Genomic DNA, 12,918 nt, shown 5'->3' with positions numbered 1-12,918 from the left:
GTCTTGCCGCCAGCGGGCTTAAGGCCCCTTCACCGAATAGCCAAGAGCGCGCAGGCGGGCCGGCACGCCGTCCTTGCCGATCAGGTGGCCGACGCCGACGACGACCACGGTCCGGCCCGAGCCCTTCAGCCGCTGGTCGAGGGCGCGGGTCCAGGCGGCGTTGCGGGCGGTGACCAGCCGGTCGAACAGGTCCGGCGAGGCCTCGCGCAGGGGCTCCAGCGCCTCGGTGTCCAGCGCGGCCACGTCGGCGCGCATCCAGGCGTTCACCAGCTTGTCGTAGGCGCCCGGATCGTCCTCGATCTCCTCCAGGCTCTGTTCCAGCGAGGCGATCTGCTCGTCCAGCGGGGCGCCGTCGAACAGGGCGATCTGCTGGGCCGGCGTCTCGAAGGCGCGGCGCTGGGCCGTCGGCGGCGCCTCGGCCGCCAGCGTCTTCTCCACGCCCGTGGCCGTATCCGCCCCCGAGGCCTTGTAGGTGGCCCCGGCCAGGGCCACCTCGGCCAGCCACGGCTCCAGCCGGTCGATCTGCGCCATCGACAGGTTGAACGCCTGGCAGATGCGGACCAGCCGCTGGGCGGCCTCGGGCGACAGCATGGCGGTGAGCGACTTGTCCGGCGGCAGGAAGCCGTGCGCGGCGGCGAGCTGGCTCACCTCCTGGTCGGTGGTCGCGTCGACCGGCAGCTCGAACCAGACGTCGTCGGCGCCCTTCAGCGCCTTTTCCAGCGCCGGCGGGCGCCAGTCCAGGCCCGGCGGCAGCACGTGCACCGAGCCGAACAGCATGAGCTGGGAATCGGCGTCGGAGACCACCCAGACCGGCGGCTGGGCCAGGGCCGGCGCGGCGGCGAAAGCGAGGGCCGCGGCGGCGGCGAGGGACTTCCACATCTGGCCGATCATTTCTGGCAAACAGGGCAATAGAAGGTCGAGCGCCCGCCCTGGACCTTGCGCGCGATCACGCCCCGGCAGCCTGTGTTGGCGCAGGGCTGGCCCTCCCGGCCATAGGCCCGGAAACGGTGCTGGAAATAGCCGAGCGCGCCGTCGGCGGCCGCGTAGTCGCGCAAGGTCGAGCCGCCCTGGGCGATCGCCTCGGCGAGCACGTCCTTGATCGCCTGGACGAGGCTGGCGAGCTTGGCCTTGCCGATCTCGCCAGCCGGCTTGAAGGGCGAGATGCGCGCGCGGTTGAGCGCTTCGCAGACATAGATGTTGCCCAGGCCCGCGACGATCCGCTGGTCGAGCAGCAGCGTCTTGGCCCCCTGGACGCGGCCGGCGAAGGCGCGGGCCAGGTGGCCGGCGTCGAACCCGTCCGACAGCGGCTCGGGGCCCAGGCCGGCGAACCAGGGATGGTCCGCCAGCGCCTCGGTGTCGATCAGGCCCATGTAGCCGAAGCGCCTGGGGTCGTAATAGGTCACCCGCCCCCCGTCCTCGGTCTCGAACACCACGTGGGCGTGCTTGGGGTCCGGATCGGCGGCGTAGACGAACTCGCCGGGCCGCTCGGCGCCCTCGGGCCGGGCGATCTCGAAACGGCCGCTCATGCCCAGGTGCATCACCAGGGTCTGCCCCCGGTCCAGCGGCGCGACGAGATACTTCGCCCGTCGGTCGAGCTTCAGGATCCGCGCCCCGGTCAGCCGCTGGACGAAGCCCTCGGGCAGGGGGAAGCGCAGGTCCGGCCGGCGCGCCTCCACCCGCGCCAGGCGGCGGCCGGCGAGGACGGGCTCAAGGCCCCGGCGAACGGTCTCCACCTCGGGAAGCTCGGGCATGGCCCGGCTTGGCATGCGCCGGGCGATCAGATCAATGGAGCATCGCGCGCCCGGCGGCTGGCGCGAGGTCGGCGGGAAGGCTAAGACCACGGCCATGACCGGCTCCGCCACCTTCGGCTTTCGCGACGTCGAGCCCGACGAGAAGCCCCGCCTCGTGCGGGGCGTGTTCGACAGCGTGGCCAAGCGCTACGACCTGATGAACGACCTGATGAGCGCGGGCGTCCATCGGCTCTGGAAGGACGCCGTCGCCGCCCGGCTCAATCCCCAGCCCGGCGAGACCATCGTCGACTGCGCCGGCGGCACCGGCGACATGGCCCGCCGGTTCGCCCGCATGGCCCGGCGCGCGCAGGAGCGGCGCGGCGGCGACGACGCCAAGGTCTTCGTGATCGACTACAACGCCGAGATGATCGCTGCGGGGCGCGAGCGGGACTTCGTGCCCGAGATCGCCTGGGCCGTGGGCGACGCCCAGCGCCTGCCGCTGCCGGACCGTTGCGCCGACGCCTATGTGATTTCCTTCGGCATCCGCAACGTGACCGACATCTCCCAGGCCCTGCGCGAGGCGCGGCGCGTGCTGAAGCCGGGCGGGCGGTTCCTGTGCCTGGAGTTCTCCCGGCCGGCCACCGAGGCCCTGCGCAAGGCCTATGACGCCTATTCCTTCAAGGTGATCCCGGCGATCGGCGAGATGGTGGCCAAGGACCGGGCCTCCTATCAGTACCTGGTGGAGAGCATCCGCCGCTTCCCTGACCAGCGGACCTTCGCGGCCATGATGGGCGAGGCCGGCTTCAAGAAGGTCAGCTTCACCAACTTCACCGGCGGGGTGGCGGCCCTGCACCAGGGCTGGGCGATCTAGCCGATGGGAACGATCGCCGCGCTCGGCCGGCTCCTGGGCGCGGGCCTGACCCTGGTGCGCGAGGACGCCCTCTTGCCCCGCGAACTCGGCGATCTCTATCCGCCGGCGGTGCGCGCCGCGGCCGACACGCTGCGGCTGTTCGCCGGCGCCGGCGCGCGCCAGGGCCGGCCGGGCGAGCGGCTGGCCCGTTCGCTGGAGCGGCTGGGGCCGGTGGCGATCAAGCTTGGCCAGCTCCTGTCCACCCGGGCCGACATCTTCGGCGCGGCCTTCGTCGAGGATCTCTCGCACCTGAAGGACAAGCTCGATCCCTTCCCCACCGACGTCGCCCGGCGCGAGGTGGAGGCCGGGCTCGGCCGGAAGATCTCGGAGCTGTTCGAAAGCTTCGGCGAGCCGGTGGCGGCCGCGTCCCTGGCCCAGGCGCACGAGGCGGTGCTGGCCGATGGCCGGCGCGTGGCGGTCAAGGTGCTGCGCCCGGGCATCATGCGCCGGGTCGCCCAGGACGCCGAGGTGCTGGCCCTCGCCGCGCGGCTCGTCGAGCGCTGGGCGCCGCCGGCCCGCCGGCTGGAGCCGAAGGCCTTCGCCGCCACGGTGATCCGCGCCACCGAGCTGGAGCTCGACCTTCGCCTGGAGGCCGCCGGCGCCGACGAACTCGGCGAGGTGATGGCGCGCGACGGCTACATGCGCGCGCCCAAGGTGGTGTGGGACGGGGTGGCCAAGCGGGTCCTCACCCTGGAATGGGCCAGGGGCGTGGCCCTGACCGATCCGGCCGCGCTCGAGCAGCCGGGCCTGGAGCGCAAGGCCCTGGCCGACAACCTGGTGCGCGCCTTCCTGGCCCAGGCCCTGGACCACGGGGTGTTCCACGCCGACCTGCACGAGGGAAACCTGTTCGCCGAGGCGCCGGCCCAGATCACCGCCGTCGACTTCGGCATCATCGGCCGCCTCGGCCCGGCCGAGCGGCGCTACCTGGCCGAGATTCTTTACGGCTTCCTGGAGCGCGACTACGAGCGGGTCGCCCGCGTCCACTTCGAGGCCGGCTATGTGCCGAAGACCCACGACGTGGCCGCCTTCGCCCAGGCGCTGAGGGCCGTGGGTCAGCCGATCTTCGGCCGGCCCGCGCGCGAGGTCTCCATGGCGCGGCTGCTCACCCAGCTTTTCGAGATCACCGCCCTTTTCGACATGCACCTGCGACCCGAGCTGGTGCTCCTGCAGAAGACCATGATGACGGTGGAGGGCGTGGCCCGCCGCATCGATCCCGACCACGACCTGTGGGCGGCCGCCGATCCGGTGGTGCGCCGCTGGATGGTCCGCGAACTCGCCCCGCCGGCCCGCGCGCGCCGCCTGGCCGAGGACGCCGCCGCGGTCGTCAAGGGCCTCGCCGAGCGCCTGGAGACCCCGCCCGCGCCCCCGCCGCCGGCGCCCGAGCCGCACGAGGGCCTCTCGCCGCTCCTCTGGTTCGCCCTCGGCGCCGCCACGGCCGGCGTGGCGTTCCTGATGGGGGCGTTGCGGTAGGGGGCCCGAAACCGCCAATCCCAGACGTCCGGCAGGCGCCTTGCTCGCACAGTTTCGCCTTCCCCGCCCTTGTGGCGGGGATCCATGGGGCGGCTGGGCTGTGCGTGCTTCGGAGAGGTCTTGGGAGGCCGAGGGATGGATCCTAGGCACAAGGCCTAGGAAGGCGATGGGGAGTGAGGGCGCCGCCCCATCCCCCACGCGTCGTCGCCCGGCTCGTCCGGGCGATCCAAGCCGACTCGCCGCTTGGGTCCTCCGGATCGCGGAGGATGACGCCTACCCCTCCGCCTTCGCCGCCTGGGCCTGGCGGCGGGCGGCGTCGCGGTCGACCTGGGCCTGCCAGTAGGCCATGCCGTCGTCCGGCTTGAACATGGTGCGCGGCGCCCCGTCCTTGGTGGCCACGGCGAAGACGTTGGCCTTCGGATCGTAGATCAGGACGTCGCCGTTGCTGCGGGTGAGGGTCAGCGCCTCGCGCGGCGGATGATCGACGAAGGCGTGGGCCTTGCGCACGAAGTCGTCCACGTCGCGCGCGCCGAACGCCGCCCCGTTCTTATCGAAGGCGCGCTGGGCGTTCTCCTCGGCCGAATAGCGGCGGCTGGCCGACCACATGGGCTTGCCGTCCACCTGCGGGGCCGCGTCCTGGCGATGATCGGCCCCGGCCGCCTTGGGCGCAGCCGTGCCGGCGGCGTCGGCGAACGCCTGGGGCGCGGCGGCCTCCGGCCCGCGGGGGGCCACCGCCGAGGGGCGCTCGCACCCGGCCAGAAAGAGGAGCGCGGCCCCCGCGCACAACGCTGATGTGAACCCCGTCATCCCGTTCTCTCCTGTCGTGCAGGCCAAGCTTGGAACAAAGAAAGAACAATACCTCGGGTTTGTCCAGAGGCCGCAACCGCCGTATAGCGGGCGAAGCCATGGGAAAGGGTCGCGCGCCTTGTCGGACAAGCGGATTCTCCTGATCGTCGGCGGCGGCATCGCGGCCTACAAGTCGCTCGAGCTGGTGCGGCTCCTGCGCAAGGCCGGGATCGGCGTGCGGCCGATCCTGACCAAGGCGGGCGCCGAGTTCGTCACGCCGCTCACCCTGTCGGCGCTCTGCGAGGACAAGGTCTATTCCGAGCTCTTCTCGCTGACCGACGAGGCGGAGATGGGCCACATCGAGCTCTCCCGCTCGGCGGACCTGGTGGTGGTCGCCCCCGCCACCGCGGACCTGATGGCCAAGGCGGCGAACGGCCTGGCCGGAGACCTGGCCTCCACCACGCTCCTGGCCACCGACAAGCCGGTGCTGATGGCGCCGGCGATGAACGTGCGCATGTGGGGCCATCCGGCCACCCAGCGGAACCTGGCGGCCCTGAAGGCCGACGGCGTCGCCTTCGTCGGGCCGGACGAGGGGGCCATGGCCTGCGGCGAGTTCGGCCCCGGCCGTCTGGCCGAGCCGCCCGTGATCTTCGAGGCGATCCTGGCCATGCTGTCCGGCCCGGCCGCGCGGCCGCTGGCGGGCCGGCGGGCGATCGTCACCGCCGGGCCCACCGCCGAGCCGATCGATCCGGTGCGCGTGCTCACCAACCGCTCCAGCGGCAAGCAGGGCTTCGCCATCGCCGAGGCCCTGGCGAGGCTCGGCGCCGAGGTGACCCTGGTCGCCGGGCCCGTCGCCGTCGCCACCCCGGCCGGCGTCAGGCGCGTGGACGTGGAGACCGCCCGCCAGATGCTGGCGGCCTGCGAGGCGGCCCTGCCGGCCGACATCGCCGTGTGCGTCGCCGCCGTCTCCGACTGGCGGCCGCGCGACGAGGCGGCGAGCAAGATGAAGAAGACCGGCGAGGGCCCGCCCGCCATCGCCCTGGTCGAGAACCCCGACATCCTGGCGACCCTGTCCAGGGGCGTGAACCGTCCGGCCCTGGTGGTCGGCTTCGCCGCCGAGACCGACCAGGTGGAAAGCTACGCCCAGGCCAAGCTGGCCAGGAAGGGCTGCGACTGGATCGTCGCCAACGACGTCAGCGTGGCCGGGACCATGGGCGGCGACGACAACGCCGTGGCCGTCGTCACCGCCGGCGGGATCGAGCGCTGGGACCGGATGAGCAAGAGCGAAGTGGCGCGGCGGCTGGCCGCGAAGATGGCAGAGGCCTTTCAGTGAAACCCGTGATCGAAGTTAAGCGCCTGCCCCACGGGGCGGGCCTGCCTCTGCCCGCCTACGAGACCGCGCTCGCCGCCGGCATGGACCTGCGCGCGGCCGTGGAGGACGAGGCGCCGCTGGTGCTGCGGCCCATGGAGCGGGCCATGGTTCCCACCGGCTTGGCCTTCGCCCTGCCGGCCGGCTTCGAGGCCCAGGTGCGGCCGCGCTCGGGGCTGGCGGCCAAGGCCGGCGTCACCTGCCTGAACACGCCGGGCACCGTCGACGCCGACTATCGCGGCGAGGTGAAGGTCATCCTGATCAACCTCGGGGCCGAGGACTTCACCATCCGCCGGGGCGACCGCATCGCCCAGATGGTGATCGCCCCGGTGGTCCAGGCCGCCTGGGCCGAGGTGGCCGAGCTGGACGAGACCGTGCGCGGCGCCGGCGGCTTCGGCTCCACCGGCGGCAATTGAGCCTCTAGAGCTCCGGCGGCTCGAAGCCGCGCACGTCCACGTCGATCGCCTGGGCGATGGACAGGGTGCGGGAGTCGCCCGCGTGCGGCCCGATGATCTGCACGCCCACGGGCAGGCCCTCGGCCGTGCGGCCGGCCGGAACCGCCGTGGCCGGCAGCCGGCAGGCGGTGGCCAGGCCGATCCAGCCCAGCATCGACACGTAGGGCGCGGCCCCGCCGTCGCTGAAGCGCAGCCGGCGCCGGTTCATCGGCGCGTGGTCGTGCGGGAAGGCCGGCAGCGGGGTGATCGGCGCGATGATCGCGTCGAACTTGTCGAACACGGCCTCCAACTCGTGGATCAGGCGCATGCGCACCGCGTCGGCCGCCGCCCACTCCTTGTGCCGGCAGGTGTAGGCCATCGCCATGGCCGGATTGGAGAACGGCCCGGCCCCGCGCTTCAGCGCCCGCGAAGCCAGCGGGCGGACCAGCTCCATGGCCCGCAGCGCGCCGGCCGGCATGTCCTCGGCCAGCACCCCGCCCAGCAGCGTCACATAGGCGTGCAGCAGCACATCCATGTTCACCGGGCTGGAGATCGTCTCCACCTGCGCGCCAGCGTCGGCGAGCTGGCGGGCGAAGGTCTCGATCACCGCTCGCGCCTCCGGATCGAGCCGCAGCAGGGGATCGTCCAGCCAAAGGGCCAGCCGCGTTTCGGCCAGGTCGGCGGGCGGGGCGGTGGCGGCGATCGGCGAGTCCGCGATCACCGAGAGCAGCAGGCGCAGGTCGCGCGCCGAGCGGGCCATGGGGCCGATCACGTTCAGGTCGCGCTCCGCCCACGAGCCGGGGCTCGGCGGCACGTGGCCGTGCTGGGTCACCAGTCCCCAGGTGGGCTTGTGCGAGAAGACCCCGCAGAACGAGGCCGGCACGCGCAGCGACCCGCCGATGTCCGAGCCGATCTCCAGCGCCGTGACGCGGGCGGCCAGGGCAGCGGCCGCCCCGCCGGAGGAGCCGCCCGTGGTGCGCGAGGCGTCCCAGGGATTGTTGCTGGTCCCGTAGAGCGAATTGTAGGTCTGCCAGTCGCCGGCCAGCACCGGCGTGTTGGTCTTGCCCCAGATCACCGCCCCGGCGTGGCGGGCGTGGGCCACGGCCACCGCGTCCTCGGCCTGCCGCCGGCGGTAGCCCTCCAGGCCGGAGGAGGCCGGCATGCCGGCCACGTCCAGCGTATCCTTGATGGTCATCGGCAGGCCCGCCAGCGGCCCGATCGGCTCGCCCCGGGCGCGCAGGTCGTCGATGGCGGCGGCCCGCTCCAGGGCGCGTTCCAGGTCGGCGGCGACGACGGCGTTGATCTTCGCGTGGGTCGCCTCGTGGCGGGCCAGCGCCGCCTTCAGGAGGTCCATCGCCGAGACCCGCTTGGAGGCCAGCGCCGAGAGCTGGGCGGTTGCGTCGAGTTCGAGCAGCGCCGCCGTCATGGCTAGCTCTCCTTGGTGAAACCCAGCACGTCCTGCATGTCGTAGGCGCCCGGCGGCTTTCCGCGGACCCAAAGGGCGGCCTGCACCGCGCCCCGGGCGAAGAGGTCGCGGTCCCGCGCCGAGTGCGACAGGGTCAGGATCTCGTCGTCGGCGGCGAACACCACGCTGTGCTCGCCGATGATGTCGCCGCCGCGCATCACCGAAAAGCCGATGTCGCCGGTCTTGCGCGGGCCGGTCACGCCGTCGCGCCCGCGCTGGGCCACGGCCGACAGGTCCGCGCCGCGGGCCTTGGCGGCGGCCTCGCCCAGCATCAGGGCGGTGCCGGAGGGCGCGTCGATCTTGCGCCGGTGGTGGGCCTCGAAGACCTCGATGTCGTAGTCGGCGGTGGGCAGGGCGCGCGCCGCCTGGGCCACCAGCCCGACCAGCATGTTGACGCCCAGCGAGAAGTTGCCCGCCCGCACGATGGGCAGCTCCTTCGAAGCGGCCTCCACGGCGGCCAGTTCGTCGGGGGTGAAGCCGGTGGAGCCGATCACCAGGGCCGGGCCGCCGTGCTCGATGCAGCGGGTGGCCAGCGCCGCCGAGGCCGCGGCGGTGGTGAAGTCGATCACCACCTGGGCCGCCGAAAGGGCGGTCTCCTGGTCGACCAGGTCCGGTCCCTCGGCGCCCGGCCGGTCGAAGCGGGCGACGATGGTCATGTCCTTGCGCGGCTCGATGGCGGCGGCCACGGCGCGGCCCATGCGGCCCAGGGCGCCGGCGATGGCGATTTTCACGGGGGCGGACAGGTTGAGTCTCCGGCGCAGAACAAGGCGAGGCCGCTAATCTCGCCACCCCGCGCGCCGGGTCAACGCCTAGCTTGCCGAAGGTGGGCGCCGCGTCGCCGCGGGCCGGCCCGATCCGTGCGGGCAAGTGAAGCTTAGTTCACGTGTGAGGCCGCCGCGTTGCGTCTAACCGTGGGGTCTTCGCAGGCGTACGGGAGGCGCATGCATGAAACCCCTGATCCTTGCGGCGGCCTTGCTGGCCGCCGGACCGGCCTGGTCGCGGCCGCCGGCGCCTGAGGCGGGCGCTGCGCGGCCCGCCGCCGTCGATCCCCGCGCCGCCGCCCTGCGGATCGCCGACCTGATCGAGCAGACCTACTTCGATCCGGCCAAGGCGCGGCGGATCGCCGAGGCCCTGCGGGCCGAGGCCCAGCGCGGCGGCTTCGACGCCCTGCGCGATCCGCGCGACCTGGCCGGCGTGCTCAGCGACCGGTTGAAGCCTGAGGACCCGCACTTCGTCGTGCTCTGGACGCCCTCCGCCCCGGCCCCTGTCGCCTCGGCTCCTGTCGTGGCGGCGCAGGCGCATGGCCCCGGGCCCGCCGAGGCGGCCGGCGAGGAGCGCCGCGCCAACTACGGCGTCTCCGCCGTCGAGGTCCGCCCCGGCGGGATCGGCTATGTCCGGCTGGACTACTTCGCCGACTTCGACCAGGCCGCCGATCCGGAGGCCCCGGCCCGCCGCGCCGCCGACGCGGCCATGGCGCTGACCGCGAACGCCGACGCCATGATCGTCGACCTGCGCGGCAACGGCGGCGGCTCGCCCGTGATGGTGGGCTATCTGGCCGGCTACTTCGTCCCCGCCGGCGCGGACGTCTACAACACCTTCAAGAGCCGCGGACCGGACGAATACGAGCGTCCGCTCGTCGAGCCGCGCGGGCCGCGCCGGCTGAAGGCGCCGCTCTACATCCTGGTGAGCGGCCGCACGGGCTCGGCGGCCGAGAGCTTCGCCTACACCCTGCAGGCGGCGGGCCGGGCGACCATCGTCGGCGAGCCCACGGCCGGGGCGGCCAATCCCGGCGACCTGCATGCGGCGGGCGACGGCCTGAGCGTCTTCATCTCAGAGGGCCGGCCGGTCAATCCGATCACCAAGACCAACTGGGGCGGCGCCGGCGTCCGGCCCGACGCGCCGTGCCCGGCGGCCAAGGCCCTGACCTGCGCCGAGGTGCTGGCGCTGAAGGCGCTGCTGAACGACGCGCCGTCCGGCGAGGCCGCCGTCGAGCGGCGCTGGACGCTGGAGGCCCTGCTGGCCCCGCCGGCGCCGGCCGACGCCGCGGCGCTCTCGGCCTATGCGGGCGAGTTCGGCTCGCGCACGATCGCGGTGGAGGACGGGCGCCTGGCCCTGCATCGCGGGCGCCGCCCGGCGCTCATCCTGGCCGGCCTGGCGCCGGACCTCTTCACCGTGGAGGGCCAGCCCCTGCTCCGATTCCGCTTCGAGCGCGACGCGTCCGGCAAGGTCGCGGCGCTCGTCCAGTCAAGCGCGGATGGTGAAGAGACGCGTCTTTTGCGCGCCGTCGACTGACTGAGGCGCGAAAGGCGCAGTCGAAGTGCTTTCCTTGCGGACAGTTGTGGCCGGCGGGCCGCCTATGTAGGTTGCGCGCCTTTCACATAACCAGAGCACTCAAAGGCCGGCCCCCCGTCATGAGCGACGCAGAGCAACGCACTTTCACCGACGAGGAGGCGCTGAGCTTCCACAAGCACCCCACGCCGGGGAAGGTGGCGATCGCGCCCACAAAGCCGATGGCCACCCAGCGCGACCTGAGCCTGGCCTATTCGCCGGGCGTGGCCGTGCCGGTGCTCAAGATCGCCGAGGACGCCGACAAGGCCTACGACTACACCTCCAAGGGCAACTTGGTGGCCGTGATCACCAACGGCACGGCGATCCTGGGCCTGGGCAACCTGGGCGCCCTGGCCGCCAAGCCGGTGATGGAGGGCAAGAGCGTCCTCTTCAAGCGCTTCGCCGACGTGGACTCCATCGACGTGGAGGTCTCCGCCACCGACGCCGACGAGATCATCACCGTCGTCAAGAACATCGGCGTCACCTACGGCGGTATCAACCTTGAGGACATCAAGGCTCCGGAGTGCTTCCGCATCGAGACCGAGCTGCAGGAGCTGCTCGACATCCCGGTGTTCCACGACGACCAGCACGGCACCGCGATCATCTCGGCCGCCGGCCTGATCAACGCCTGCGAGATCACCGGCCGCAAGCTGGAGGACGTCAAGCTGGTGCTGTGCGGCGCCGGCGCGGCGGGCATCGCCTCGCTGGAGCTGGTCAAGGCCATGGGCGTGCGGTCGGAAAACTGCATCGCGGTGGACAACACCGGCGTCATCTACCGCGGCCGCGAAAAGGGCATGAACCAGTGGAAGTCGGCCCACGCGGTCGACACCGACCGGCGCACCCTGGCCGAGGCCGTGGTCGGCGCGGACGTGTTCCTGGGGCTGTCGGCCAAGGGGGCGCTGACCCAGGAGATGGTCAAGACCATGGCCCCCAACCCGATCATCTTCGCCATGGCCAACCCGGACCCGGAGATCACCCCGCAGGAGGTGCACGCGGTGCGGCCCGACGCCATCGTCGCCACCGGCCGGTCGGACTATCCCAACCAGGTCAACAACGTGCTGGGCTTCCCCTACATCTTCCGCGGCGCCCTGGACGTGCGCGCCCGGCGGGTGAACATGGACATGAAGATCGCCTGCGCCAACGCCCTGGCCCAGCTCGCCCGCGAGGACGTGCCCGACGAGGTGGCCACCGCCTACCAGGGCCAGCAGCTTCGCTTCGGGCCCAACTACATCATCCCCACGCCGTTCGACCCGCGCCTGATCTCCTACATCCCGCCGTTCGTGGCCCAGGCGGCCATGGACACCGGCGTGGCGCGCAAGCCGATCGTCGACATGGACGCCTATCGCGCCTCGCTCGCCCAGCGGCTCGATCCCACCGCCGGCTTCCTGCAGAAGCTGCAGGGCGCGGTGCTCGCCGCCCCGCGCAAGCGGATCGTCTTCGCCGAGGGCGAGGAGCCGGCGGTGATCCGCGCGGCCTACGCCTTCCAGCAGGCCGGCCTCGGCCACGCCCTGCTGGTCGGCCGCGAGGAACTGGTGCGCGAGAACATGGCCAGCGTCGGCCTCAATCCCGACGAGGCGAGCCTTGAGGTGATCAACGCGCGCCTGTCGCACCGCAATCCGGAGTACGTCGACTTCCTCTACGCGCGGCTGCAGCGGCTGGGCTACCTGAAGCGCGACGTCCAGCGGCTGATCAACCAGGACCGCAACTCCTTCGCCGCCTCCATGGTGGCGCTCGGCCACGCCGACGGCATGGTCACCGGCGTGACCCGCAGCTACGACCAGGTGCTGGAGGAGGTGCTGCGGGTGATCGACCCCGCGCCGACCGGCCGGGTGATGGGCATGAGCGTGGTGCTCTCCAAGGCCCACACCCTGTTCATCGCCGACACCAACGTCACCGAAATGCCCGAGGCCGAGGAGCTGGTGGAGATCGCCATCGAGGCGGCCCGCGCGGTGCGCGCCCTGGGCTTCACCCCGCGACTGGCCTTCATGAGCTACTCCACCTTCGGCAACCCCATGGGGATGCGCTCGGAGAAGGTGCGCGAGGCGGTGGCCATCCTCGACGAGATGGAGGAGATCGACTTCGAGTACGAGGGCGAGATGCCCCCCGAGGTCGCCCTCTTGCCCGAGCTGCGGGCCAACTACCCGTTCATGCGCCTGACCGGCCCGGCCAACGTCCTGATCATGCCGGCGATCCATTCGGCCTCGATCTCCACCCAGCTCGTCCAGGCGATGGGTGGGGCGACGGTGGTGGGCCCGGTGCTGCTGGGTCTGTCCAAGTCGGTGCAGATCTGCCCGCTGTCGGCCTCGGTCTCGAAGATCCTGCACATGGCCACCCTGGCCGCCCTGGAAAGCCTGAGCGTGGAGGCCGTCGTCTGATGCGTCTCCACAGCCGCGTCATCGTCATCTAGCGGATCGCTCGCCTTAGGG

The 12,918-nt window shown here is 72.4% G+C and carries 11 protein-coding genes; 6 read left to right on the top strand and 5 right to left on the bottom strand.

From position 1 onward, the window contains the following. Positions 1-18: 18 nt before the first annotated feature. Positions 19-879, bottom strand: a complete 861-nt coding sequence (locus tag ACE3TA_RS14620; protein ID WP_374574961.1) for a TraB/GumN family protein — start codon at positions 877-879, stop codon at positions 19-21. A gap of 8 nt (positions 880-887) precedes the next feature. Further along, entirely contained in the window at positions 888-1,751 is an 864-nt protein-coding gene (gene mutM / locus ACE3TA_RS14615; RefSeq protein WP_374575458.1) for a bifunctional DNA-formamidopyrimidine glycosylase/DNA-(apurinic or apyrimidinic site) lyase, read from the bottom strand. 94 nt (positions 1,752-1,845) lie between these two features. Between mutM and ACE3TA_RS14610 the strand changes: the two genes are divergently transcribed. Further along, entirely contained in the window at positions 1,846-2,601 is a 756-nt protein-coding gene (locus ACE3TA_RS14610; protein ID WP_374574959.1) for a class I SAM-dependent methyltransferase, read from the top strand. A gap of 3 nt (positions 2,602-2,604) precedes the next feature. Then, positions 2,605-4,110 (top strand): 2-polyprenylphenol 6-hydroxylase, encoded by a 1,506-nt coding sequence (gene ubiB / locus ACE3TA_RS14605; RefSeq protein WP_374574957.1) that lies wholly within the window; start codon positions 2,605-2,607, stop codon positions 4,108-4,110. A 273-nt stretch (positions 4,111-4,383) separates the two neighbouring features. On the opposite strand, the gene ACE3TA_RS14600 is transcribed toward ubiB, so the two are convergent. Continuing rightward, the gene (locus ACE3TA_RS14600; protein ID WP_374574955.1) at positions 4,384-4,842 is read right to left on the bottom strand and encodes a hypothetical protein; all 459 of its coding nucleotides are present in this window, start codon (positions 4,840-4,842) and stop codon (positions 4,384-4,386) included. 193 nt (positions 4,843-5,035) lie between these two features. Here ACE3TA_RS14600 and coaBC point away from each other — a divergent pair, with 193 nt between their 5' ends. After that, on the top strand, positions 5,036-6,229 hold the full coding sequence (gene coaBC, locus ACE3TA_RS14595; RefSeq protein WP_374574953.1) for a bifunctional phosphopantothenoylcysteine decarboxylase/phosphopantothenate--cysteine ligase CoaBC: 1,194 nt from the start codon (positions 5,036-5,038) through the stop codon (positions 6,227-6,229). Beyond that, positions 6,226-6,681 carry a dUTP diphosphatase gene (dut, locus tag ACE3TA_RS14590; RefSeq protein WP_374574951.1) on the top strand — a complete coding sequence of 152 codons (456 nt, stop codon included), beginning with the start codon at positions 6,226-6,228 and terminating at the stop codon, positions 6,679-6,681. Before coaBC ends, dut begins: the two co-directional genes overlap by 4 nt. Before the next feature lie 4 nt (positions 6,682-6,685). Here the strand turns inward: dut and ACE3TA_RS14585 are convergent, their stop codons facing one another. Beyond that, positions 6,686-8,125 (bottom strand): amidase family protein, encoded by a 1,440-nt coding sequence (locus ACE3TA_RS14585; protein ID WP_374574949.1) that lies wholly within the window; start codon positions 8,123-8,125, stop codon positions 6,686-6,688. A gap of 2 nt (positions 8,126-8,127) precedes the next feature. Continuing rightward, complete coding sequence (gene dapB / locus ACE3TA_RS14580; RefSeq protein ID WP_374575457.1) at positions 8,128-8,907, bottom strand: 4-hydroxy-tetrahydrodipicolinate reductase; 780 nt, start codon at positions 8,905-8,907, stop codon at positions 8,128-8,130. A gap of 202 nt (positions 8,908-9,109) precedes the next feature. On the opposite strand from dapB, the gene ACE3TA_RS14575 reads away from it, so the two are divergent. Together ACE3TA_RS14575 and ACE3TA_RS14570 are read left to right on the top strand one after the other, a co-directional pair. Then, on the top strand, positions 9,110-10,456 hold the full coding sequence (locus tag ACE3TA_RS14575) for a S41 family peptidase (RefSeq protein ID WP_374574947.1): 1,347 nt from the start codon (positions 9,110-9,112) through the stop codon (positions 10,454-10,456). Positions 10,457-10,575: 119 nt separating this feature from the next. Next, entirely contained in the window at positions 10,576-12,867 is a 2,292-nt protein-coding gene (locus tag ACE3TA_RS14570) for an NADP-dependent malic enzyme (RefSeq protein WP_374574945.1), read from the top strand. Positions 12,868-12,918 lie beyond the last annotated feature (51 nt).

Origin of the sequence: Phenylobacterium sp., from assembly GCF_041916435.1 — a bacterium.
Taxonomy (GTDB): Bacteria; Pseudomonadota; Alphaproteobacteria; order Caulobacterales; family Caulobacteraceae; genus Phenylobacterium.
The sequence above is the reverse complement of the archived record's forward strand: the minus strand, read 5'-3'. Positions and strand labels throughout refer to the sequence as shown.

What these genes read in the sequence shown, in the direction of transcription:
- ACE3TA_RS14620 (WP_374574961.1), bottom strand. Translation starts at nt 879, where the DNA reads ATGTGGAAGTCCCTCGCCGCCGCCGCGGCCCTCGCTTTCGCCGCCGCG.
- mutM (WP_374575458.1), bottom strand. Translation starts at nt 1,751, where the DNA reads ATGCCCGAGCTTCCCGAGGTGGAGACCGTTCGCCGGGGCCTTGAGCCC.
- ACE3TA_RS14610 (WP_374574959.1), top strand. Translation starts at nt 1,846, where the DNA reads ATGACCGGCTCCGCCACCTTCGGCTTTCGCGACGTCGAGCCCGACGAG.
- ubiB (WP_374574957.1), top strand. Translation starts at nt 2,605, where the DNA reads ATGGGAACGATCGCCGCGCTCGGCCGGCTCCTGGGCGCGGGCCTGACC.
- ACE3TA_RS14585 (WP_374574949.1), bottom strand. Translation starts at nt 8,125, where the DNA reads ATGACGGCGGCGCTGCTCGAACTCGACGCAACCGCCCAGCTCTCGGCG.
- ACE3TA_RS14575 (WP_374574947.1), top strand. Translation starts at nt 9,110, where the DNA reads ATGAAACCCCTGATCCTTGCGGCGGCCTTGCTGGCCGCCGGACCGGCC.
- ACE3TA_RS14570 (WP_374574945.1), top strand. Translation starts at nt 10,576, where the DNA reads ATGAGCGACGCAGAGCAACGCACTTTCACCGACGAGGAGGCGCTGAGC.